Consider the following 22,767-nt stretch of genomic DNA (forward strand, 5'->3'; position numbering starts at 1 on the left):
GACGGAACTGAGTCCGCTGCAGCGCAGGCTCCTGAGCCTGTTGCGAATGACGGCGGCTTATAACCGCTGACGTGGCGACCGCCGGAAATTCGGAGAAATTGAATGCCGGATGTGCGGAACGTAGGTTTCGAGGTTAATCGGCGTTGGATTGGTTTTGGGGCCTCAGTTTGGGACGTCGAACCCCTTCCTGGGTGACTTAAGCATGTCAGGTCTGCTACTTTTGGACGATCGATCGGCACGACGATAGGGAGGATTCACGCTCATGGGTGCCATTGCAGAGGCGATCGTGGCATATGCCCAGCCACTGATCGACAAGACGGATGGTTCTATCGAACAGTTGAACAAGGCGATGTCGATCAGCCAATGCTGTTACAACCTCGCTCTGCTCCCGGAAGACAAACGAGAGTCACTACTCAATGAGCTTAGGACACATTTTAACATGGGCGATGCGGAGTTCGACGATTTCCACCGTTCCGTCATCGAGCCCATGATCCGGCGTCACGAGCAGATGTTTCCAGGGCTCCACCGGCGTGGTACGACGGGCCTTTGGGGGGCGGATGACTCGCCGTCGGAATCGCCGAGGGCGACGGCCCAGGTCAATGCACCCGCAAGTCCCGATCGTTATGCTCCGTGCCCCTGTGGCAGCGGCGAAAAATATAAGTTCTGCTGCGGCAAGAAGCGACGTTGATGGGGCTGCCGGCCGCCCGGCGGGGGCCAACGAAAGTCTGGCGGATACCGGTCGCGTCGTCCGACCTCGGAGCGGAAGCTCCGGGATTTGCGGAGTCGAGCCGATGGGCCGCTTCAAACTTTACGTCGTCGAGGGGAGAGAGGCGACCGGCACCGGTTGCCTCCTTGCAGCAGCCTCCGCCGTCGCCACCGTCGGCGCTGCGTCGGCGATTGGCCCTTTCCTCGTCTCCTGGGTCACGCCCCTCGTCAAGTGGACGGGCCGCGGTCTTGCCACCGTGATCGTCGCCCTCGTGGTCAACGCCCCAGAGAACTCCTCTTCTGGTGGGGCGCCTCCTGGCTGCGGCGTCGAGGCATCCTGGCCTGGTGAGAGCCGAAGGCCGGGCGTCGTGGCCGTAGCCGGCGCTGAGATGTTCGGGCCAAGCCCTCCGGCAAAACGCATCGGCTCGAGGTTTCGGCGGGAGATGGCTTGCAGGATCAATCAAAAACCAAACATGTTAGTTCCTTGGATTCCGTGCGATTTTGGCCGTAGTTTGTCGGGTGCGCCCGCCGAAGTTGGTGGATCGATTTTTTCGGTCGTGCTTGATTTGTGGTCGTGAGCTGGTCGATACCGGTGAGGCAAGAGCCACCGTGATCTTGGCAAACGACGCGACCGGTCCGCGAGGACGCAGTGAGGCGGACGACATTGACTCATCGTTCGGTTCTCCTCGGCGCGTTCCTGTTCTCGGCCTGGGCTGCGACGGGAATCTCGCGAGGCCAGGACTCCGGCGCCCCGTCGTCGGGGACGCTGATCGAGCGCCCTGACCTGGGGCCGATACCGGGCTCGATGGATCCGGGCCTGCCGACGTCGCCGGGAGCCCTCCAGCCGCAACCCACTTCGCTCGGGACCGGGATCATCGGCGGCAGTCGGCGGGGAGCCGGCCGGGTCGCCCGCCCCGGCGCCCGGGGGTTCTCGAGGTCCAACGTCCAGGGCCCAGCTGCGCTTCCCGAACCCCTCCCGGGCGTCGAGCCGCCCCAGGAAGGGGACCAACCGCCGGCCGGCGACGTCGGCGACCTGGTCAACGACGAGGGGCCCGCCGACGGCCTCAACCTCGACGCCGCCATCGATCGGATCCGAAAGGCCAATCTCGACGTCCTCGCGATCAGCTACGAGCTGCCGCAAGCCCAGGCCGATATCCTCACCGCCGGGCTCCGCAACAACCCCCTGCTCTACGTGGACACCCAGTTCATCCCCTACGGCTCGTTCAGCTCGCGACGGCCCGGCGGCCCCACGCAATACGACGTGAATATCACCTATCCCATGGATGTGTCGCGCAAACGACAGGCGCGCGTCATGGTCGCCTGCGCCGCCAAGCGTGTCCTCGAGGCGCAGTTCCAGGACGTGGCGCGGCGGCAGATCGGCAATCTCTATCGGTCGTTCGTCGACCTCCAGTCGGCGCGGATCAGCCTCGTGGCCCTCGAACGGGTTGTGGGCCGGGAGGAAGCCCTCCTCGAGAAGATCCGCCGCCGCTCCGGTCCGAACCAATTGACTCCGCTCGAGGACGACCAACTGGTCATCGAGCTCGGCGAGAACCGGGCCGCCCTGGACGACGCACGCGACGCCCTGGCCGACGCCCAGGAAGCCCTTGCTTTGCTCTTGGCGCTTCCCGAAGACGAGGTCTCCAGGCTCCAACCCCGCGGCCGACTCCGGATCGGCCACCCGCCGCTGCCCCCGCTCGAGGACGTGATCCGAGAGGCCAAGGCAATGCGTCCCGACTTGGTCGCCATCCGACTGGGGATCCGTCGGGCCGACTCCGAGGTCCACCTGGCGAAGGCTAACCGAATTGAAGACGTCTATCTGTTCTACGACCCGATCAGCTACCAGGACGACCGCCCGTTCCAGGCGCTGAGCGGCCGGTCGTGGGGGCTGGGCGTGACGGTCCCGCTGCCGCTCTTCAACCGCAACCAGGGCAACATCGCCAAGGCGCGGACGAACCTGACGCAGACCCAGGCCGAGGTCGCCGCCCTCGAACGTCGGGTATCCGCGGAAGTCCGGCAAGCCTACCGCGAGTTCGTCTCCGCGTGCCAGGCGCTCGGCCTTGTGGAGCGCACGGTCCTGGGCCAGTCTCGCGACGCGCATCGACGAGCGACCGCCGGCGTCCTCTCCGGTGACCTGAAAATCGGCGATTACCTCGACCAACTCGACGATGACGCCGACTCGGCCCGGCTCTACCGCGACGCCGTCCTGCGCTACCGGCGCAGCATGCTCGACCTCAACACGGCCGTCGGCGTTCGAATGATGCCCTGAGGCCCGCCCCTCCCCCTCACCTCTCCACAATGAGGGCCGACAGCACTGATTGGGGCGCTTAACCTTCGAGTTGCATCACACCAATACAAGCCCGAATCGCAAGCGAGTGAAACTCTTTCGATCTTTCGAAGGGAGATTCGCTCGCTTGCGCTTCGGGCTTGTAAAAGGCCGTCTCGAGGCTCTGGCCGTTGGGTGTAACCCAGACGTAATTCGTTACGCTGGTCCTCTTGACGGATGGAGATCGCATCATGACAATTGTCAGATCTAAAGGGGAGCCCGTGTCTCGAGGTTCATGACGAGGTGGTCACTGGGATGGGTTTGATAAGGCCTCGATTGCGGCTGCGGTTCCGGCTCTCGACGCTGGTGGGGGTGATCGCCCTGTCGGCGGTGGCAGTGTGGGGCGGGTTGTATGTCTTCAGCCCGACTCGGCGGATTGCTCGGCAGATTCGGGCGGACCAGCCGACGTATTTGAGGCGAGAGGCGGTCGGGGGGCTCGGGTATGTGCCGTCCTGGGAAGCGGATGAGGCGATCGGGATCTTGATCGGGGCGCTCGGGGATCCGAGCCCTCGGGTGCGCGAGAGCGCCATCTCGGGATTGGGGGCCCACGGGACGCGTGCCAAGAGGGCGGTCCCGGCAATCTTGCGGATGGTCGGCGACAAGGACCGTGGGGTCCGCTACTCGGCGCTCGCCGTGCTCGGCCTCGTGGAGCCTCCCGACGGACGCGGTGATGAGGATGCGAAGGTGGTCGCGGCCTTGGGGAGAGCGACGGGCGAGGATGTCGATCCGCAGAATCGCCTGATCGCCGCGGTCTCGCTGCTCAAGCTCGGTGAGCCTCGCCTGGCGGTGCCCGTCATCGCCCTCGCGGCGACGGACCCCATGGATGAACACATTCGGCAGATGGCGCGTCACTATGCCCGCACGAACGGGGCCGACACCGCGCTGATCTCCGGGATCAGCACGCTCGTCGGGGACGAGGATGCGGGACGGCGTCGATACGCGACGGAACTCCTCCTCGAGATTGCCCCTCCCCCGACCGTCACCGCCGCGCTCCGCGCCGCCATGAATGAGAGCGATCCACAAATACGACGCTGGGCCGCCGAGAAGCTGGAGTCGCTCGAGCCGGAGTACGATAAGACCACAACGGCGCCTTAAGGCCTTCACCGTCTTAAAGAAACCGTCGACGGTGACGGCCGAGGGGTGTTGATGTTTTTCGACATTGACCCTCAAAACTCGCTTGCCCTGCGATTCGCGGGTCGCGTAGACTCTCTCATCGGCAGGAACAGTCACGTTTTCATCACGTCTGGGCGACAGTCTGCACGATTGATTGCATCGTTGTCCTTCCCCCATGCGTGGGAGTCTCGCGCGTGCCCATGTCGTTTGTGTTGCACCGAATGCGATCACACCTCGTCGGAGCGGCTGTGGCCCTCCTGATCGGGGTTGTGTTCGCGCCAGGGGTGGCGCAGGCGGGTTGTTCGCACGGGCCGGGCCTGCCGGATGGGCTCGATCGGCTGGAACTCCTCCGGCCCGATAAGGCCGTCGGAACGACGACACCTCCTCCAGACCGACTCGATGTGCCGTCACCCGCCCCGCGCGAGAATCGCCGAGGGGAGTGCACGGGGCCATCTTGCTCGGGACGCTCGGGGCTGCCCACGCCGCCCCCGTCCATCGCCACTCCCAGGATCGTGAGCCAGTGGGCGTTGATCGACGCCCCGGCTCCCGTTTCGGCCCCCTCCGCGTCACCGGGCTCGCGTGACGACCATGAGGGGCGGCCGAATCCTTCGAGCGACCCCATCTTCCATCCACCTCGTCTCACCCCGTTCGCCGGCTGACCGCCTGGGATCGCCGAGGATGCGCTCTGCGCCCGTCGAAGGAGACGGTGCGTTGGGACGCTCGCGGTGTCCTCCCCAGGCCGGCCTGACACCGACGATCGTCGTCCTCGCGTCACCGGCCCTTCGGGCCGGGTTCGCGGGCCCGAAACGCACGCCACGGCCATTGATCCGGGTCGACCTCGCGGAGCGCGAATGCCGGCCGCCTCTCATCCGGCATCGCCCCCTCGCGTCGCGATCGGCGTGCGAGTCCGTGCCCATCGTCCCTTGATTCGTTTCCCCAACGTGTTCCGAGGATCAATCATGAAGGCCAAGGCCCTCCGCCGCGGTTTCACCTTGATCGAGTTGCTCGTCGTCATCGCCATCATCGCCGTGTTAATCGCCTTGCTTTTGCCCGCGGTCCAGGCGGCGCGTGAGGCCGCGCGTCGGATCCAGTGCACCAACAACCTGAAGCAGATCGGGTTGGCGATGCACAACTATCACGACTCCAACAACAGCTTCCCCTGGTGCGGCCTGAGCATCATCTCCCCGACGGCGACCTCCACCATCCAGTGGTCGCCGCACACCCGGTTCCTGCCGTACATCGAGCAGAAAAGCCTGTTCGACTCGGTCAATTTCAGCTTCGTGTGGTCCGACCCACAGAACTCGACCGTGACGACGACGAACGTCAACGCGTTCGTCTGCCCGTCCGACCCCCGCCAGAAGATCCCGGTCTCCAACTGGGCGGGGACGAGCTACCGAGGCAGCCAGGGGAACAGCCTGGTCTATGGCTATAACGACAGCGACCCGAGCAAGGTGAACACGACGATGCCGCCGCCCAACGGCATCTACTTCTCGAACATGCTCGTCCGGATCGGCGACATCACCGACGGGACGACGAACACCGCCGCGTTCAGCGAGCACTGCCTCGGCGACTTCGACAACAACATCGTGACCGAGCTCGGCGACACCTTCTGGCCGCAGACCTACCCCGCGACCTCCGACGAGGCGGTCTCGCAGTGCCAGGCCATCGACAGCAAGAATCTCACCTTCCAGCGGGTGTCGAACGTCGGCGGCCCCTGGACGCAGTTCTACCACTCGGTGTCGTCGTACTCCCACACCGGCCGGGTGAACGCCCGCTCGTGCATGTTCCCCCCCTTGCGGATCATGACCAACGCCAACAGTCTCCATCCCGGCGGGGTCAACATGTGCATGGCGGACGGCTCGGTCCGATTCGCCAAGTCGACCACGGACATCACCGTCTGGCGGGCGCTCGGCTCGCGCAACGGGGGTGAGATCATCAGCGGGGACTCGTACTGAGATGGTCAACGGAATGCCGCAATTGACCCGGACGGTGCGAGGCCGGCTTGCCGGCCGCGCGCGGCTCCTCGTCCCGGTGGTGTTGATCTCCGGCTGTGGCCTCGAGGGACGTGATGTCGCGCCCCCCGTCGACGCCGCCCAAGGGCGGACCGTCCTCCGCGAGGCGCTCGACGCCTGGAAAGAGGGGAAGACCAGCGCCTCGCTCGCTGAGCAGTCGCCCCCGATCCGGGTCGCCGACGAAGACTGGGTCGCGGGCCTCCAGCTCGTCTCTTACGAGGTCGACTCGAAGGATCAACTGGTCGGCGATGTGCTCCGCTGCCCGGCGTCGCTCTCGCTGAAGGAGAAGTCGGGCAAGGCCACCAAGAAACGCGTCTACTTCAACATCACGACGGCGCCGACGGCTTCGGTCATCCGGCAGGACTGACTCCGACTCCTTTTGAGAGGATCTCCGCCCATGCCCGCACGAATCAAGGTCGTCCACACGCTCCCGGCGATCCTCGTGCTCGCCTTCGCGGCGCGGACGAATGCCTGGGAAGGGCCGCCGGACGTCCCGGCGACCCGGTCCGAGCTGAAGGCGTTCCTCGAAGCCTCGAAGCACAACACGCCCAGGCTCCCCCTGCCTCCCATGAGCGAGGCCGACAAGGCGAAGTTGGCCAAGGTCAACTGGTCGGGGGCCGACTGGTCCGTCTACAACAACGGCCGGACGCGGAAGTTCTACCTGCCGATCGAGCTCGCCGACGTCTCAAACCTCCGGGGCGACGACCCGGCCATGACCCTCGGTTATCGCTCCCAGACGACGCTCTTCTGGATCGTGTCGCGTGCGAATAACTGCACGTATTGCATGGGTCACCAGGAGTCGAAGCTCGCCGCCGCGGGGATGAACGACGATCAGATCGCCGAGCTCGACGGTGACTGGTCCGCGGCCACGGAGAAGGATCGCGCCGCCTTCACGCTCGCCCGCAAGCTGACGTATGAACCACATCGGATGACCGACGCCGACATCGAAGCCGTCCGACGGTTCTACACCGACGCCCAGGTGCTGGAGATGGTCAACGCGGTCGCCAACTTCAATGCGATGAACCGGTGGACCGGTGCGCTCCGGATCCCGCAGGAAGAACATCGCGTCTATCTGACCCCGACCTCGACGAAGTATCGCGACGCCCTGAGCCATCAGGCCCCGCTGGACCTGGAAGGCCGACGATCGGGGCAGAAGTGCGCCAAGCCCGCCGGGCGACCGGCGCTCGAGTCTCGGTCGCAGGTCGAGGAGGCCCTGTCCGCCTGCCGCTCTCGGACCCCGAGGCTTCCCCTCGTCGCGGAGGCCAGGACCCGCGAAGTCATGGGCCGCGGATCGGTCGACCCGCGGCTCCAGTGGGTCCGACTACTCGCAACCTTCCCCAAGGTCGGCCCGGGTCGAGTGGCCATGCACCTTGCCTCGGAGACCAAAGGGGGGCTCGCCCCGCTCTTCCGGGCCCAGATCGCCTGGGTCGCCGCCCGCAATGACCGGGCCTGGTACGCCCTCGGCCACGCTCGCGCCCGCCTGGCCGCCCTGGGGCAGGACGACGACGCGATCTTCGCCCTTGACCGGTCCGACGTCGGCGCCCTCCCCGAGAAGACGAGGGCTGTGCTCTCGCTCGCGAAGAAGCTGACGGTCGACCCCGCCCTCGTGGACGACGCGGACTTGGCCGCGCTGCGGAAGCATTTCCCCGACAAGGAAGTCGCCGAGATCGTCTTCCAGGTGACCGAGGCCGCCTATTTCGACCGGCTCACCGAGGCGGCGGGCCTTCGCCTGGAGGAGTGACGAACGCTCGACGTCGGGGACCGAACACAGGGGCACCCGCGCCGGGTGTGAACAATCGCGTGACCATGTCTTGGACCGTTTTCCGCACCAGGAGCCCTCTCTCATGTCCGCCGGAAATGATGCGGTGATCAGCAACCAGGAGTCGATCCTGGGCAACCAGGAGAAGATCCTCGGCAACCAAGGAGTCATCGAGAAGAATCAGGCCAAGCTGGACAAGGTCGTCTCGAACCAGGCCGCGATCCTGGCGAACCAGGAGGCGATCCAGCACAACCAGAAGAAGTTGGACAAGATCGTGGCCAACCAGGCGACGATCCTGGCGAATCAGGAGACGATCCAGCACAATCAAGAGAAGCTGGATAAGGCCGTGGCCAACCAGGCGACGATCCAGAGCAACCAGGAGCAGATCCTGTCCAACCAGGACAGCCTGGCCTCGGACCTCCGCGAGATCATGTCCAACCAGCGCGAGATCCTGGCCAATCAGAAGAAGATCCTGAGCAAGTAAGTGATCCGTGCGCCGGGGGATCGGCGAGCCAATCGCCCGATCCCCCCTCGCGCGGCGCCGGTCCGCGAGTGGCGTACCAAGAGGCGATGCCGGGACGTTAGACTAGACCCGGCGTGATTCCGAATCGGTCCGAAACAAGAAGAAGACGCCCCTGTCCGTCCGGAGACGAGCTGATGGAGACGCCAAGCCGACCTGTCCTGCGCCGACCCTTCGCTTTGTCGATGTCGAGAGCCTTGCTCGCGGCTGCCTGCCTCGCGCCCTTCGCGGCCGGATGTGGCGGGGGGAAGCCCTCGGAGCCATCGCAGGCGTCGGGCGGTCCCGCCAAGGTGAAGATCGGCTACCTCGGCCTGACGTGCGAGGCCGCGATGTTCGTCGCCAAGGAGAAGGGCTTCTTCCAGGAAGAGGGCCTCGACGTCGAGTTCGTGAAGACGGACTGGGACGGCCTCCGCGACGGCCTCGGCCTCGGCCGGTTCGACGCCAATTACACGTTGATCATGTACTTGCTCAAGCCGATCGAGCAGGGCCTGGATGTGAAGATCACCGGGGGCGTCCACTCGGGCTGCCTGCGGGTGCAGACCGGCGAGACCTCGCCGATCAAGTCGGTGGCCGACCTCAAGGGGAAGACGATCGGGATCCCGACGATGGGGAGCCCGCCGTTCCTCTTCGCCAGTCGGGCGCTCGCGGCGGCGGGCCTCGACCCCCGCAAGGACGTCAACTGGGTCGTGGTCGCCCCGGAGTTGATGAAGCTCTCGATCGAGAAGGGACAAGTCGACGCCGTGGCCGACTCCGAGCCCCTCGGCTCGATCCTGACCGCGCAGGGGAAGGTCCGCACGATCGCCGACCAGGCGGTCGACGCCCCCTATCGCGACGAATACTGCTGCGCCACGGTCGTCAGCGGCAAGTTCGCCAAGAGCAATCCGGCGGGGGCCGCGAAGGTCACCCGGGCGTTGCTCAAGGGGGCACTCTGGGTCGAGAAGAATGCGTCGGCCGCGGCGAACCTGGCGGTCGAGAAGAAGTACGTCGCCTCCTCGGCCGAGCTCAATGCGCAGGCGATCGGCAAGCTCAAGTACATGCCGGGGGTCTCGCAATGCCGGGAGAGCATCGGCCTGGCCGCCAAGGAGATGAAGACGGCCGGCCTGCTGAACCCCTCGACCGACCCGGTCGAGCTGGCCAAGCGGGCCTGGATCGACCTGGACGGGGTCTCGGATGACTGGATCAAAGGTCTGAAGGTGGAGCAGATCGCCGGGGGTGGTCGCCCGCCCGTCATGGACGCCGACGGGTTCGCCGCGCTCCTCGCCCGGGAGAAGGACTCCCATTTCCTCTGCTGCGTCGGCTGCGAGCACGGCGAGGGCTCCGAACTCTGCGGACGTTGAGCCTTACAAGCCCGAAGCGCAAGCGAGTGGATCTGTGTTTTGTTTTGTAGGGTGGGTATTGCCCACCAGTATTCCGGGAGGCCTGGTAGGCGATGCCCACCGGTATTCCGGGAGGCCTGGTGGGCTATGCCCAGCGGTATTCCGGAAGGCCTGGTGGGCATCGCCCACCCCATGAAATCAAATGATCAAGATGGATCCCTTGGGTGCGCAAGTTTTGGAAGCCTCGGTCGAGGGGGCTGCCCCGGTGGTCCGGACGATCGGGGCTGGGGGACGTCCGGCCAAGGCTGCGACCTCGAAGGCACGGGCACTCGCGCCTTTGGGGGCGGCGGCCCTGGCCTTGCTCGTCCACGTCGCATTACCGAACGCCCAATTGCCCCCGCCGATCCGGCTGTATTCCGGGCTCCTGGGGGCGTTAGTCGTGGTCTCGCTCATCCTCCCCGTGATGCAATGGGCGGGCGGGGCGGCAGGTTCCTGGGCCAAGCACCGGACGCCGCTCTTCGCGGGAGCGATCCTTTGGCTCTTGCTCTGGGACTTCGCGACCCTGAAAATGGCCTGGATGCCGATGCCCTATTTTCCAGGCCCGGATTGGATCCTCCTTGCGATGTGGGAGGACCGTTCGCCGTTGGCCCTGAGTGCCTATCACTCCCTGCGGCTCCTGTTGAGTGGGTACACCTTGGGCGTGTCGATGGGCCTGGCGTGCGGGATCCTCATCGGGTGGTTCCGCGCGGTGCGATATTGGGGAATGCCGGTGCTCAAGGCGCTCGGGCCGATCCCGGCGACCGCGTACGTCCCCCTGGCGATGGTCATGTTCCCCACGGCCTTCCTCTCCGGGACCGCCCTGATCGCCCTGGCGGTCTGGTTCCCGGTGACGATGCTCACGTCGTCGGGGATCGCGAACGTGCCGGCCTCGTACTTCGACGTCGCCCGGACCCTGGGGGCCGGCCGGAGCTACCTGATCTTCCGCGTGGCCCTCCCCGCGGCGCTCCCGAGCATCTTCCTCGGCCTGTTCATGGGGCTGAGCGCGGCGTTCCTGACCCTGATCGTGGCCGAGACCCTCGGCGTCTCGTCCGGCCTGGGCTGGTATCTCAAGTGGAAGCAGGGCTACCTCGAGTACGCCCACGTCTACGCGGCCCTGGTGATCATGTCCGTCTTCTTCTCGGGGCTGATGACGGCCCTATTCAAGGTCCGCGACCGGCTCCTCGGCTGGCAGAAAGGCGTGATCCGGTGGTGAGCCCCGCGGTATCGACCGAGAGCGGTCCCTCCTCGCTGTCGCTCCGCGACGTCAGCAAGACCTTCCGAGCCGACGATGGGACGACCATGCTCGCGCTCGACCGGCTCTCGCTGAATGTCGCCGAAGGGGAGATGGTCGCCCTGATCGGTCCCAGCGGCTGCGGCAAGTCGACCCTCCTACGCCTGATCGCCGGGCTCGACGCACCGAACTCGGGCGAGCTCCAGGTCGGCTCCGAGCTCATCGAGGGGCCCGGCGCGGAACGCGGGCTGATGTTCCAGGACCCCAGCCTCTTCCCCTGGAAGAGCGTTCGGAGGAACATCGAGTCGGGCCTGGTGGCGCGAGGGGTGCTCCGCCGGCACCGCGGCGAGGTTGAGGAATACTTGCGGCTCGTCGGCCTGGATGCGTTCGCCGATGCTTACCCCCACCAGCTCTCCGGGGGCATGGCCCAGCGGGCGGCCCTGGCGCGGGCGTTGATCAATCACCCGAAGGTCCTGCTCCTGGACGAACCCCTGGGCGCCCTGGACCAGTTCACCCGGATGCGGATGCAGGACGAGGTCATCCGGATCTGGCAGGCGCGACGGACGACCATGATCCTGGTGACCCACGACATCGACGAGGCGCTCTACATGAGCGACCGGATCGTGATCATGACCCCGAGGCCGGGACGGATCGACCGCCAGATCGACGTTTCCCTGGAACGTCCCCGGCACCGCAACGACCCCCGCTTCCTCGGGCTCCGCGCGGAGATCCTGGAGATGCTCCACTTCGCGGGCGAGGGGCACTCCGACAGACCGGGCGTCGCCGTCGGCCTTTCGACGGGTGGGAGCGAGTGACGATGAACCGTCGCAAGGTGCTGTTGGCCGGGTTGGCCCTGGGCCTCGTGGTACTCGTGGGCTTGGCCGGCGTGTGGATCTATTCCGCCCCGGAGGCGGCCGACAGCCTCCCCGGCCCGGGCTCGCCCCGTTACGAGGAAATGGTCTCGTCGTTCTCCCTCGGCGTGACGGCGCTCGACACCGACGCGGTCCCGATCGCGAAGGACGCCCTGACTCGCGCGACGGGGATCGTGCCCCAGGAGCCCGCCGCCTGGGCCGACCTGGGGCTGGTTCAGATCCGGCTCGGCGACTTCGACGAAGCCGCGAAAGCCCTGGCGAAGGCCCACGAGCTCGCCCCCGAGAACGGGCCGATCGAGGCGCTCCTCGCGATCCTCGAACAGCGCCGGGGTCGGTTCGCCGAGGCCGTCGAGCACCTGAAGCGGGCGATCCAGATCAACCCGAGGGACCTCCGGTCTCGGTACTCGCTAGTCCAGGAGCTGGAGCGTCAGGGGGGAGATGACGTGGGGGCCCTCAAGGCGCTCGGGGAGATCCTCGAGATCGCCCCGAAGAATCTGTCGGCCTTGCTCGACAGCGCGCGGCTGACCGCCAAGCTCGGCGACGCCAAGGCACTGGCCGGCGTCGTGCAGCGGCTCAAGGAGCCGTCAACTTCCTGGCCGCCGAGTGTCCAACGCCAGTACGAGGCACTGGCAGACGCCGCGGGCGGGGGGAACCCCCGCGCGGCGACGATTCGCGTGGCCGTGCTCCGCAACGTCCTGGTCACAGTCCCCGAGTTCCGGCGCAGCATCAGCACTCTTTCCCTGCCCACCGGGACGGTCGGCGAGCCGCTCCGACAGTTCCTCCGGTTGATAGTCCCCTCGCCGACCCCCTCCCCGCCCGACGAGGCGCTCACGTATGCCTCGGAGCCGCTCGGCAAGGACTCGTCGAAGAAGTCGAGGGGCGTCTTCCTGCTGCCGACTCCCAAGGAAGGCCCGGCGGTCATGCTCGAGGTCGAGGGGGGCGAGCTGCGAAAGGCGGACGGCTCGGGCGTGATTTCCCCATTCCCCGCCGGGACCCCGGCGACTGCTCCCTCGACCCGGGGGGTCGCCGTCGTCGACTGGAGCTCCGACTACCTGCCCGACCTCGTGTTGGCAGGCGCCGGGGGGGTGCGGATCCTGAAGCAGAAGGAGGGGGTGACGTTCGAGGACCTTACGGGAGCGACCAAGCTCGGGCCCGATGTCCTCGGGGTCGATGCGTTCGGCGTCTGGGTGGCCGACGTCGAGCTGGACGGCGACCTCGACTTCGTCCTCGGACTTCGAGCCGGCCCGACGAAGGTGCTCCGCAACCGGGGCGACGGGACGTTCGAGCCGACCAAGGCGTTCGAGGCCGTGGCCAACCTCCGCGGCTTCGCCTGGGCCGACCTCGACCACGACGGCGACCCCGACGCCGCCCTCCTCGACGACAAGGGTATTTTGACCGTCCTCGACAACGAGCGAGCCGGCCGATTTCGGTCCCGGGCCCTCCCCGAAGCCCTCGGCGTACAGGGAGCCCTCGGGGTCGCGGACCTCGACGGCGACGGGGTGATGGACCTGATCCTCCTCGGGCCAGACGGCATCCGGCGCCTCTCGGACCGTGACGACGGGGCTCGCTGGGAACTGGCTGACGTCGTCCGTACCCCGAAGGAGCCGGGCAAAACCGCTCCTTCGCCCCGCCCCGGCGAGGTCGAGCTGTTCTCGGCGGACCTCGACAACAACGGCGGCGTCGACCTGGTCGTCTCGGGCATCGACGGGACGCGTGCGTGGCTCAACGACAGCAAAGGCGGGTTCATCCCCCTGCCCTCTCCGCCCGAGGTCCGGGCCTCGGGCGTCGCGGACCTGAATGGAGACGGCCGGCTCGACCTCGCCGGCCTTTCGCGGGAGGGCCGCGCGGTCCGGGCCCTTGCCCGAGGCTCGAAGCCCTACGGTTGGCAGGTGATCCGCCCCCGAGCGGCTCGGGTCTTCGGCGACGGCCGGATCAACACGTTCGGAGTCGGCGGCGAGGTGCAGATCCGGGCGGGCCTGCTCGTCCAGACGCAACTCGTCACCGGCCCGGTCGTCCACTTCGGGCTCGGCACGCACACCTTGGCTGACGTCGCCCGAGTGGTCTGGCCCAACGGCACCATGCAGGCCGAATTCTCGATCAAGGCGAATCGCGAGATCCTCGCCGAGCAGCGGCTCAAAGGGTCTTGCCCGTTCGTCTACGCCTTCGACGGGTCGCAGGTCCGCTTCGTCACCGACTTCCTCTGGCGCTCGCCGCTGGGCTTGCGGATCAACGCCCAGGACACCGCCGGCGTCGGCCAGACCGAAGACTGGGTCAAGATCCGAGGCGACCAGCTCGCCCCCCTCGGCCCTCCCGACAACGCTTATGACATCCGCCTGACCGCCGAGCTCTGGGAGACCCACTACTGGGATCACGTCTCGCTGATGGTGGTCGACCACCCCAAAGGGACCGAGGTCTTCGTCGACGAGCGGTTTGCCCGCAAGCCCCCCGCCCTGGCCGTTCACCTCACCAGCCCCCTTCGACCGGTGGCCTCGGCCCGAGACGACAAGGGGGCCGACGTCACCGAGTTCATTCGCGCCCGGGACGGAAAGTTCCTCGATACGTTCGGCCGAGGCTACTATCAGGGGGTGACGCGAGACCACTGGGTCGAGGTTGATGTTGGCGAGGAAGCACCCGAGGGCCGGAAGCTCGTCCTGGTCGCCGAAGGGTGGATCCACCCGACCGACAGCTCCATCAACGTCGCGCTCGGCCAGGGGAGCCACGAGGCCCCGCGTGGGCTCTCGCTCGAGGTCCCGAACGCCGACGGGACCTGGGCCGTCGCCCGCGACGACCTCGGGTTCCCGGCCGGGAAGAACAAAACCATCCTCATCGACCTCGAAGGCGTCTTCCGCCCGGGCGCCCCGAAGAAGCTCCGCCTCCGGACGAACCTCGAGGTCTACTGGGACGCGCTGTCGGTCGCGACGGCCGAGGATCCGTCGGTGCTGAAGACCCGCCGGATCGCGCCGAGCACCGCGCAGCTCGCCCATCGCGGGTATTCGCTGATGACCCAGGCCGATCCAAGCTCGCCGGAGGTCCCACAATACCATATACTGACGGGTAGGTCCCAGCGCTGGAATGACCTGATCGGGCTCTACACCCGGTTCGGCGACGTCTCGGAGCTGCTGGAAAAGGTCGACGATCGCTACGTGATCGCGAACGCCGGGGACGAGGTCACGCTGCGGTTCCCGGCCGAAGCCCCGCCGCCGAACGGTTGGGTCCGCGACTTCGTCCTGATCGGCGACGGCTGGAATAAGGACGGCGACTACAACACGGCGTTCTCGAAGACGGTCTTGCCGCTCCCTTCGCACTCACGGCCGGCCTATGACACGCCGCCGGGCGCCCTGGAAGATGATCCCGTCTATCGCGAGCATCCGGACGACTGGGAACGATACCACACACGTTTCATCACCCCCCAAGTCTATCGCGACGGGCTGCGGCCCCGGTCTGTCGCGACTCCATAGCGGATCGGAGTCGTGTCTCATGTCAGGTAATTCCGGCCGCGTCGCGGCGATTATCATCTTCGTAGGCCTTATCGTCTCGGTCATCGTGTTCAACGGCCGCTCGACCACGGGCGAGGCGGCTCCCGGCCTCGCGTCCTCGCATTCGTCCTCGTCGTCCGGATCGTCGTCGCAGGACGATCCCAAGGCCGGCTCGTCGCGATACGGCTTCCGGCTGACCGAGGTGTCGAAGTCCGTCGGAATCGACTTCGTCCACCAGGCGCCGACCTTCGACGCCAAGCTCGCCCACATCATGCCCCAGATCGCCTCGATGGGGGCAGGGGTCACGGCCGTCGACGTCGACCGCGACGGCTGGCAGGACCTCTACGTCACCAACAGCGGCGAGGGGAGCCTCAACCGGCTCTACCGCAACAAGCAGGACGGCACCTTCGAGGACGTGGCCGGCCCTTTGGGCATCGCGGACGTCAACCGGGCCGGGACCGGCGTGTCGGTCGGCGCCGTCTGGGGCGACTACGACAACGACGGATATGAAGACCTGTTTCTCTACAAGTGGGGCCGTCCCGAGCTCTTCCGCAACGAGGGGGGCAAGACGTTCTCCCGAGTCACCGAGTCCGCCGGGCTGCCCGCGTGGCTCAACGTCGGCTGCGCGACCTGGACGGACTTCGACCGTGACGGCCACCTCGACCTGTTCGTCGGCGGCTACTGGGAGGACAAGCTCGACCTCTGGCACCTCTCGACCACGAAGGTGATGCCCGAGAGCTTCGAGTACGCCCAGAACGGCGGGAGGAAGTATCTCTTCCGCAACAAGGGGGACGGCCACTTCGAGGACGTCGCCCCCGCGACCGGCCTGGAGAGCCGCCGCTGGGCCCTGTGCGCCGCGGCCGCCGACCTGCGCGGGACGGGCTACCCCGACCTGGTCGTCGCCAACGACTACGGCGTCTCCGAGCTCTTCGCCAACGACAAGGGGAAGCACTTCCGCGAGATCGGCAAGGCGACCGGCGTGGGATACGCCCCCAAGAGCGGCATGAACGTGAGCTTCGGCGACATCTTCAACCAGGGCAAGTTCTCGCTCTACGTGACGAACATCTCCGAGGAAGGAGTCCTGATCCAGGGGAACAACCTCTGGGTGCCGAGGGAGGGGACCACGGGCGACCACCTCGAATACGACAACCTCGCCCACGAGCTGGGCGTCGAGCTGGGGGGTTGGAGCTTCGGGGCCCAGTTCGGGGACCTGAACAACGACGGGACGCAGGACCTCGTGCTCACCAACGGGTATATCTCGGCGGATAAGAATTCGAGCTACTGGTATGATTACTCGATCATCGCCGGCGGCCACAACTCGATCATCTCCGACGCCAAGAACTGGCCCGCGATGGGGGGCAAGAGCCTCTCGGGCTACCAGCAGAAAAAAGTCTGGCTGAACGACGGCGCGGGGCACTTCGCCGACGTCGCGCAGGCGGTCGGCTACGACGACCTCCACGACGGCCGGGCGGTCGTCCTGGTCGACCTCTGGAACCGAGGTGTGCTCGACGTCGTCGTCGCCAACCAGAAAGGGCCGCTGCTCGTTTACAAGAACACCGTCTCTCCCGAAAATGGCTGGATCGGCTTCGACCTCCGCGGCAAGGCGTCCGGCAAGAGTGCGATCGGCGCGGAGGTGCGCGTCTTCTGGGGTGGGCGAGAGCAGTTGCAGCAGGTCTCGGGGGGCGCGGGCTACTCGGCCCAGAACCCCCGCCCGTTGCACTTCGGCCTGGGTAAGGACCCGAAGGTGGAGAAGGCCGTCATCCGGTGGCCCTCCGGCAAGGAACAGACGATCCCGGCCCCGGCGACGGGGCGAGTCCATACGGTGGAGGAGTCATGAGCGCGACGAGCACCCTGATCGAGACGCCGCCCCCGCCTCCCTCGCCGGATGCGACCCATCGGTGGCGGAAGATTTTTTCATTCGATAACCGCTACCTCCCCCCCGCGCTCATCACCTGCATCCTCCTGGTGGGCCAGCTCGGCTACGGCTTCCTCGAGAGCTACTCGAGGACCGCCCTGGCGATCGGGTGCAGCATGGGCATGGAGCTGGTCCTCGCCAGGCTGCTCGTCGGCCAGTGGCCCCACCTGGCGAGCGCCTATATCTCGGGGATCAGCGTCGGGATCCTGATCCGCTCGCCGGCGTTCTGGCCCTACGCCCTCTGCAGCCTGATCTCGATCGCGTCGAAGTATGCGATCCGCTGGCACGGGCGGCACATCTGGAACCCCTCGAACCTGGGCGTGAGCACGATGCTCCTCCTCGCCCCGGCCACGGTGGCGACGCTCAGCGTCCAGTGGGGCAACACGCTCTGGCCGATGCTCGTGGTCTGGACCATCGGCTCGTTGATCATCTGGCGGCTCCGCCGGTTCCACATCTGCGCGACCTACGTGCTCTCGTTCCTGGCCCTCTCCTTCGTGCGGAGCGCCGCCACCGGCGACCCCTGGCTCGCTCAGGTCGCGCCGATCACCGGGCCGATGTACCAGCTCTTCGTCTTCTTCATGATCACCGACCCGAAGACGACCGTGCGGACGAAGTGGGGCCAGTGCGTCGTGGCGTTCCTCGTCGCACTGGCCGAGATGATCCTCCGCCTGAACCGGGTCGTCCACGCGCCGTATTACGCCCTCTTCCTCGTCGGCCCGGCGGCGAACATCGTCGAGATCCTCTGGAACCAACGCCACAAGCCCGCGCTCCCCGTACCCCATGCGCCGGCGGCGCCCCCCGCGGGCTGAGTTTTTGTCCCTCAACCCGGTTTTTTCTTCACAACCGGGTTGAGGGCGAAAGACTTTTAGCCACGGATGAAACACGGATAAGATGAAGAAAGAGGACGATCAACAGATGACGCAGATTGACGCAGATAATTCGCAATAAATTTTGTTAGATTTTATTAAAGATTTAATCTGTGTCCATCTGCGTCATCTGTTGATAGATTTTCCGATCCCCTGATTTATCCGTGTTCCATCCGTGGCTAAAGAATCCGAATTTCCTTTGGACAGAGGCATCGAACCATGCTGCAAGGCGTCGAGAGGCTGGACGACCTGATCGGATCTCGCGAGTCGGGGCTGACCGGGGCGACGATCTCGGAGGTCGAGTCGGCCGTCCTCCGGCAGGACATGGATCGGCTCGCCTCGACCGACGGCCACTTCGCCGCGGTCGCCCGCGAGGGCCACACCGTCCGCCTGGCCAGGACCATCGGGCTCCCCCTGCGCTACTTCGTCGCCAAGCGCTACCACGGGCCCTACCTCCTCGTCTCGGACCGGATCGACCGCCTCTACGACTATTGCTGCGAGCTGAAGATCGGCTGGCAGTTCGACCCCCTTTATACCCGGATGATCCCCGCTCACTACCTCGTCGAGGTCGACCAGGTCGGCTGTCCCGACCCGATCCCGCGCTACCACCGCTTCTTCAACCCCGAGATTGCCCAGGGGCCCGACGACCACGCTGTCGCCGGCGCCGCCTACGTCCAGGCCGCCTACGAGTCGGCCCGCGACTGGATCGCCGGCGTGCCGGATGGTGAGACCATCGCCGTCTGCTTCTCCGGCGGTGTCGACAGCGGCTCGACCTTCCTCCTGGCCCGCAAGGCCCTAGCCGACCTCGGCCGCGACCCGAACAAGGTCCGTGCCTACACCCTCGACCTCGGCGGCGGCCAGGACGCCGTGCAGGCCGAGCAGTGGGTGCGTGAGCTCGGCCTCGAAGCCCAGTGGGAGCGCGTCTCGCTCGATGGCGTCATCCCCGACCTCGAAGGGGCCATCGCGACGATCGAGGATTATCACCCGCTCGACGTCGAGTGCGCCGCGACCGCCCTCGCCCTCCTCGGCGCGATCCGCGACCGGGATTCGTCCATCCGCTACCTCCTCGACGGCGACGGCGGCGACGAGAACCTCAAGTCGTACCCGCTCGAGGACTCCGACCTGACGATCTCCAGCGTCCTCCGCAACCCCCTGCTCTACCAGGAGGGCTGGGGCATCGACGCGGTCAAGCACAGCCTGACCTACTCGGGGGGCCTCTCGCGTTCTTATGCCCGCACCTACGCCCCCGCCCAGAAGCTCGGCTTCTCGGCCTTCAGCCCCTTCACCACCCGCCGGGTCATCGCCAAGGCGGCGGCCATGCCCTTCGAGGCCTGGCTCGGTGGCGACGCCTCGCGGCTCGACACCTTGAAGTCCGACGTCGTCCGCGCCGGCGTCGAGGCCGTCACCGGCATCCGCATGCCGATCTTCCCCAAGCGTCGCTTCCAGGATGGCGCCGGTGGCAATTATCGCCGCTGGAAGGTGAGCAAGTCCTGGTGCCGCCAGGTCTTCCTCCGCCAGTGGGAGGATCGCCTCAAGGCCGCATGGTCCCCGTTCGCCGAGCGGGTCTCGGGCAACGCGATGCCCGTCTCCAGCGACTAATATGCAGTTGGCGCGATGAAGAACGTGTTCATAAGTTATGAGCAAAGGTGGAAACGGGGACTGGCTCCGCAGCGCAGCGGAGGTGCCTGTCCCCGTTTCCGCCGCAGCGGACGGCGACGGCCCGGGAAACGGGGACAGGCACCCGGCCTCGACATCAATGCGCGAGGAATCGGGCCCGACCTGGCCGGGAGCCAGTCCCCGTTTCCCTCCGTAGCGCCTGCGAGAATGCCCTAATCCCGCCCACCGTCCCCGTCCCGCGCGAGCCCCGTCCATGACGACCTATCCCGACTCTCCCGCCGCGCGGGACCGCTGGATCCTCGACCGCCGGTCCCCTCGAAACCCACTCGACCCCTGGCGTCCCTACGCCTTCCTCGCCGAGCAGGAACCGGGGCCGTCCGGGGGTTCGCCGGTCGACGTCGCCACGATCTTCCTGACCAACCGCGAATGCCCCTGGCGCTGCCTGATGTGTGACCTCTGGCAGAACACGCTGGAGGAGACCGTCTCCAATGGTGCCATCGCCGCCCAGATCCGCCACGCCCTCGAACGCCTCCCCAACATCGATCCCGCCCAGTCTCAACTGAAGCTCTACAACGCCGGCAGCTTCTTCGACCCCCGCGCCATCCCCCTCTCCGAATACCCCGAGATCACCCGCCTCGCCTCCCCCTTCCTCCGCACCATCGTCGAGTGCCACCCCGCCCTCGTCGGCGAGCGCATCCTCGAGTTTCAGCAGAGTCTCGGCCGTCCTCTCGAAGTCGCCCTGGGCCTCGAGACCGCACACCCCGAGATCCTCGCCCGCCTGAACAAGCGGATGACCCTCGACCAGTTCCGCCGCGCCGCGACGTTCCTGACCGATCATGGGATCTCCCTCCGCGTCTTCATCCTCGTCCGCCCCCCCTGGCTTTCCGAGCTCGAGGGCCTCGAATGGGCCAAGCGCTCCCTCGACTTCGCCTTCGCCTGCGGCGCCTCCACCTGCTCCCTCATCCCCACCCGCCCTGGCAACGGCGCCCTGGACGCCCTTCGCGCGACCGGCGAATTCACCCCCCCCTCCCTCCTCGCCCTCGAAGCTGCCCTCGAATACGGCCTCTCCCTCCGCCTCGGCCGCGTCTTCGCCGACCTTTGGGACATCCAGACCTTCTCTAGATGCCTCTCGTGCGACAATGCCCGCATAAACCGTCTCTCGGAGATGAATCGGACGCAGACTATCCCTGAGCCGATTCTGTGCGACCAGTGCCGTCGAATTAGGTAGCCGGGCGGATATCGCCCATGATTCACCGTCCAATGGAATTTGCTATTTGTTTAAATGAAAAAATTCATGTTTGTAATAATTTGGGAGTGTGTCGGAATTTTTGGCCGACACGGATTGGTGCAATCGTGGCTATCCTCGCGGTAAAATGGTCTCGGTGCTCCTGGGGCAGTAAGCAGGTGAGCAAGTGGCCAGAGAGGATATCGGGGAACGTGGGCAGTGGCTGTTCAGTCTCCTCATCACCGACCTTTGCGGACGTGAAGGCCCATTCTTCAGACCCCGGTTCCTGGGAGATCAGTATCCCACGTTCGACTACATCGTCGAGGTCGTGGACCGGCCATCGTATTTCTTCTTCATACAGGTCAAGAGCACCCGACTGGGCTATACCACGGAGGAGAACCGTCTGCGAGCGCGGGTTACGCAGGATGACATCGACCGCATGGTCGCCTTTCCGGCACCAACCTACCTGGTTGGGATCGATGCGAACGCAGTCGGCGTTGGATTTCTCTTGTCCGTGAACGAGCCGCGGAACAAAGTGGCAAGTTTGAGCACTCGGTTTAAGATCGACTGTGCCGTGCTTGAGCGACTCAGGGATGAGGTCATCGACTTCTGGTCGAGCCGGAACGTGACCGTCACGAACTCGCGATTCCGGGAATAGGAGCGAAGGATGTCGATCACAAACGAGCCCTGGTTCGTGACGGAACGAAGCGAGGCGTTGGCTGGGGTACTGCTCACTTCCCATAAAGACGTTCGCGTCCTTGATGAACGGAAGCATGAGGATCGCCTGGATTTCCTCGTCGAGATCGACTCGAGCGATCCCCTGTCGACTCAACTCTTTGTGGTGCAGGTGAAGGGGGCCATGTCATCCGACCCCAGCGACTGGATGCCGAACGTCCAGACGCTGTTCCGCGGAAGTGATCACCCGATTTCCTTGCCGGTGTGCGTCTTCGTGGTGAACGTCCGAGAAAACAAAGCGTTCTACGCATGGGTCGCCGAGCCGCAACTCGAGGCGAAGGGCGCCACGCTAAGGTCCCACGAGACAGGGACATTCCATCCGCTCGACTCCGCCTCGGTCGGCGACATCATCGATCGGATAAAGACGTGGTATCATGTACTAACACGGCAATTAATGCCTGCGTGAGGTCCACTTTGGCCTTGGGTCGAGGTACATGGGCCGAACCGGGACGCTCGGCTGCGTCCTTCTGGGGACCGTGACATGGGTGGTCTCCAAATCTTTCATGCACTCGCCCGGACCACCCGCTTCCTCGGTCGTGCCTTGATTGGGGCCGTGGCGGGCCTGATCCCCATCACGCTGACACTGTCTATTATTACAGACTATCTACAGATTTTCACTTTCGGGCCTTCCCCCGCGGGAGATCGGGCGTTCTGGACGACGTTTACCCTGGGGATTGTCGCCTTCGCCTTGGTTGCCGCCGTCTCCGGTAAGGCGAGGATCCGAGGGAAGCTCGCTGCGGGAGTTGCAGGGGCGCTGGCGGGGACGTCGTTTGGGGGCATCGCAGGGGCCGGGCTTGGGTCGGCGTCACCGTTTGGTGTCCATGCGAAGTCTGGCGTCCTCCTCGGCATTTTCTTCGGCGGGCCGCTGGGGGCCATTCTCGGCGGTCTCATCGGGATCGGGTCGTACGAGCCTGTGGGAGGAGTTCCGTCGGGCTCGACCGATGGGTGCGATCTCGACGGACGGGGGGCTCGCAGGTGATCGAGAGAGGGGCGACGTTGACGGTGTCCGAACCCCGGCTTTGAGGAAAATGCCGGGGTTCGGA

At 66.0% G+C, this 22,767-nt stretch carries 20 protein-coding genes; all 20 read left to right on the forward strand.

Going from position 1 to position 22,767, the window contains the following annotated elements:
- Positions 1-262 precede the first annotated feature (262 nt).
- The 20 genes from ACYOEI_RS33675 to ACYOEI_RS33770 all read left to right on the forward strand — a co-directional run bounded on the left by ACYOEI_RS33675 (position 263) and on the right by ACYOEI_RS33770 (position 22,703).
- Positions 263-688, forward strand: a complete 426-nt coding sequence (locus ACYOEI_RS33675; RefSeq protein WP_462854454.1) for an SEC-C metal-binding domain-containing protein — start codon at positions 263-265, stop codon at positions 686-688.
- A gap of 103 nt (positions 689-791) precedes the next feature.
- Positions 792-1,283, forward strand: coding sequence for a hypothetical protein (locus ACYOEI_RS33680; protein ID WP_462854455.1), 492 nt, complete (start codon positions 792-794; stop codon positions 1,281-1,283).
- 86 nt (positions 1,284-1,369) lie between these two features.
- Entirely contained in the window at positions 1,370-2,971 is a 1,602-nt protein-coding gene (locus tag ACYOEI_RS33685; RefSeq protein WP_462854457.1) for a TolC family protein, read from the forward strand.
- 312 nt (positions 2,972-3,283) lie between these two features.
- On the forward strand, positions 3,284-4,123 hold the full coding sequence (locus tag ACYOEI_RS33690) for a HEAT repeat domain-containing protein (protein WP_462854460.1): 840 nt from the start codon (positions 3,284-3,286) through the stop codon (positions 4,121-4,123).
- A gap of 696 nt (positions 4,124-4,819) precedes the next feature.
- Complete coding sequence (locus ACYOEI_RS33695; protein WP_462854463.1) at positions 4,820-5,068, forward strand: hypothetical protein; 249 nt, start codon at positions 4,820-4,822, stop codon at positions 5,066-5,068.
- A gap of 32 nt (positions 5,069-5,100) precedes the next feature.
- Positions 5,101-6,096 (forward strand): DUF1559 family PulG-like putative transporter, encoded by a 996-nt coding sequence (locus ACYOEI_RS33700; protein WP_462854465.1) that lies wholly within the window; start codon positions 5,101-5,103, stop codon positions 6,094-6,096.
- A 1-nt stretch (position 6,097) separates the two neighbouring features.
- Entirely contained in the window at positions 6,098-6,520 is a 423-nt protein-coding gene (locus ACYOEI_RS33705; RefSeq protein WP_462854468.1) for a hypothetical protein, read from the forward strand.
- A gap of 30 nt (positions 6,521-6,550) precedes the next feature.
- Positions 6,551-7,894, forward strand: coding sequence for a carboxymuconolactone decarboxylase family protein (locus tag ACYOEI_RS33710; protein ID WP_462854471.1), 1,344 nt, complete (start codon positions 6,551-6,553; stop codon positions 7,892-7,894).
- A gap of 103 nt (positions 7,895-7,997) precedes the next feature.
- Positions 7,998-8,396, forward strand: a complete 399-nt coding sequence (locus ACYOEI_RS33715; RefSeq protein ID WP_462854473.1) for a hypothetical protein — start codon at positions 7,998-8,000, stop codon at positions 8,394-8,396.
- 173 nt (positions 8,397-8,569) lie between these two features.
- Complete coding sequence (locus tag ACYOEI_RS33720; RefSeq protein ID WP_462854476.1) at positions 8,570-9,769, forward strand: ABC transporter substrate-binding protein; 1,200 nt, start codon at positions 8,570-8,572, stop codon at positions 9,767-9,769.
- A 181-nt stretch (positions 9,770-9,950) separates the two neighbouring features.
- Positions 9,951-11,000 (forward strand): ABC transporter permease, encoded by a 1,050-nt coding sequence (locus tag ACYOEI_RS33725; protein WP_462854479.1) that lies wholly within the window; start codon positions 9,951-9,953, stop codon positions 10,998-11,000.
- Positions 10,994-11,833 (forward strand): ABC transporter ATP-binding protein, encoded by an 840-nt coding sequence (locus ACYOEI_RS33730; RefSeq protein WP_462854481.1) that lies wholly within the window; start codon positions 10,994-10,996, stop codon positions 11,831-11,833. The genes ACYOEI_RS33725 and ACYOEI_RS33730 overlap by 7 nt, the downstream gene beginning before the upstream one ends.
- Before the next feature lie 2 nt (positions 11,834-11,835).
- A complete protein-coding gene (locus tag ACYOEI_RS33735; protein ID WP_462854484.1) occupies positions 11,836-15,348 on the forward strand; it encodes a CRTAC1 family protein in 3,513 nt (1,170 codons plus the stop codon).
- 19 nt (positions 15,349-15,367) lie between these two features.
- The gene (locus ACYOEI_RS33740) at positions 15,368-17,203 is read left to right on the forward strand and encodes a CRTAC1 family protein (protein ID WP_462854487.1); all 1,836 of its coding nucleotides are present in this window, start codon (positions 15,368-15,370) and stop codon (positions 17,201-17,203) included.
- Positions 17,200-18,090, forward strand: a complete 891-nt coding sequence (locus ACYOEI_RS33745) for an RnfABCDGE type electron transport complex subunit D (protein WP_462854490.1) — start codon at positions 17,200-17,202, stop codon at positions 18,088-18,090. The genes ACYOEI_RS33740 and ACYOEI_RS33745 overlap by 4 nt, the downstream gene beginning before the upstream one ends.
- A 276-nt stretch (positions 18,091-18,366) precedes the next feature.
- Entirely contained in the window at positions 18,367-19,746 is a 1,380-nt protein-coding gene (locus ACYOEI_RS33750) for an asparagine synthase-related protein (protein ID WP_462854492.1), read from the forward strand.
- Positions 19,747-20,017: 271 nt separating this feature from the next.
- Positions 20,018-20,992, forward strand: a complete 975-nt coding sequence (locus tag ACYOEI_RS33755; protein ID WP_462854495.1) for an archaeosine biosynthesis radical SAM protein RaSEA — start codon at positions 20,018-20,020, stop codon at positions 20,990-20,992.
- A 184-nt stretch (positions 20,993-21,176) separates the two neighbouring features.
- Positions 21,177-21,647, forward strand: a complete 471-nt coding sequence (locus ACYOEI_RS33760; RefSeq protein WP_462854497.1) for a DUF4365 domain-containing protein — start codon at positions 21,177-21,179, stop codon at positions 21,645-21,647.
- Between the two features lie 9 nt (positions 21,648-21,656).
- Positions 21,657-22,130, forward strand: a complete 474-nt coding sequence (locus tag ACYOEI_RS33765) for a DUF4365 domain-containing protein (protein WP_462854500.1) — start codon at positions 21,657-21,659, stop codon at positions 22,128-22,130.
- A gap of 75 nt (positions 22,131-22,205) precedes the next feature.
- Positions 22,206-22,703, forward strand: coding sequence for a hypothetical protein (locus ACYOEI_RS33770; RefSeq protein ID WP_462854501.1), 498 nt, complete (start codon positions 22,206-22,208; stop codon positions 22,701-22,703).
- Positions 22,704-22,767 lie beyond the last annotated feature (64 nt).

The sequence above is a fragment of the Singulisphaera rosea genome, from assembly GCF_054877945.1.

Excerpts from the sequence above, each read along its gene's own strand:
- ACYOEI_RS33675 (WP_462854454.1), top strand. The coding sequence starts at position 263 with ATGGGTGCCATTGCAGAGGCGATCGTGGCATATGCCCAGCCACTGATC.
- ACYOEI_RS33680 (WP_462854455.1), top strand. The coding sequence starts at position 792 with ATGGGCCGCTTCAAACTTTACGTCGTCGAGGGGAGAGAGGCGACCGGC.
- ACYOEI_RS33690 (WP_462854460.1), top strand. The coding sequence starts at position 3,284 with ATGGGTTTGATAAGGCCTCGATTGCGGCTGCGGTTCCGGCTCTCGACG.
- ACYOEI_RS33695 (WP_462854463.1), top strand. The coding sequence starts at position 4,820 with ATGCGCTCTGCGCCCGTCGAAGGAGACGGTGCGTTGGGACGCTCGCGG.
- ACYOEI_RS33700 (WP_462854465.1), top strand. The coding sequence starts at position 5,101 with ATGAAGGCCAAGGCCCTCCGCCGCGGTTTCACCTTGATCGAGTTGCTC.
- ACYOEI_RS33705 (WP_462854468.1), top strand. The coding sequence starts at position 6,098 with ATGGTCAACGGAATGCCGCAATTGACCCGGACGGTGCGAGGCCGGCTT.
- ACYOEI_RS33710 (WP_462854471.1), top strand. The coding sequence starts at position 6,551 with ATGCCCGCACGAATCAAGGTCGTCCACACGCTCCCGGCGATCCTCGTG.
- ACYOEI_RS33715 (WP_462854473.1), top strand. The coding sequence starts at position 7,998 with ATGTCCGCCGGAAATGATGCGGTGATCAGCAACCAGGAGTCGATCCTG.
- ACYOEI_RS33720 (WP_462854476.1), top strand. The coding sequence starts at position 8,570 with ATGGAGACGCCAAGCCGACCTGTCCTGCGCCGACCCTTCGCTTTGTCG.
- ACYOEI_RS33725 (WP_462854479.1), top strand. The coding sequence starts at position 9,951 with ATGATCAAGATGGATCCCTTGGGTGCGCAAGTTTTGGAAGCCTCGGTC.
- ACYOEI_RS33735 (WP_462854484.1), top strand. The coding sequence starts at position 11,836 with ATGAACCGTCGCAAGGTGCTGTTGGCCGGGTTGGCCCTGGGCCTCGTG.
- ACYOEI_RS33740 (WP_462854487.1), top strand. The coding sequence starts at position 15,368 with ATGTCAGGTAATTCCGGCCGCGTCGCGGCGATTATCATCTTCGTAGGC.
- ACYOEI_RS33745 (WP_462854490.1), top strand. The coding sequence starts at position 17,200 with ATGAGCGCGACGAGCACCCTGATCGAGACGCCGCCCCCGCCTCCCTCG.
- ACYOEI_RS33750 (WP_462854492.1), top strand. The coding sequence starts at position 18,367 with ATGCTGCAAGGCGTCGAGAGGCTGGACGACCTGATCGGATCTCGCGAG.
- ACYOEI_RS33755 (WP_462854495.1), top strand. The coding sequence starts at position 20,018 with ATGACGACCTATCCCGACTCTCCCGCCGCGCGGGACCGCTGGATCCTC.
- ACYOEI_RS33765 (WP_462854500.1), top strand. The coding sequence starts at position 21,657 with ATGTCGATCACAAACGAGCCCTGGTTCGTGACGGAACGAAGCGAGGCG.
- ACYOEI_RS33770 (WP_462854501.1), top strand. The coding sequence starts at position 22,206 with ATGGGTGGTCTCCAAATCTTTCATGCACTCGCCCGGACCACCCGCTTC.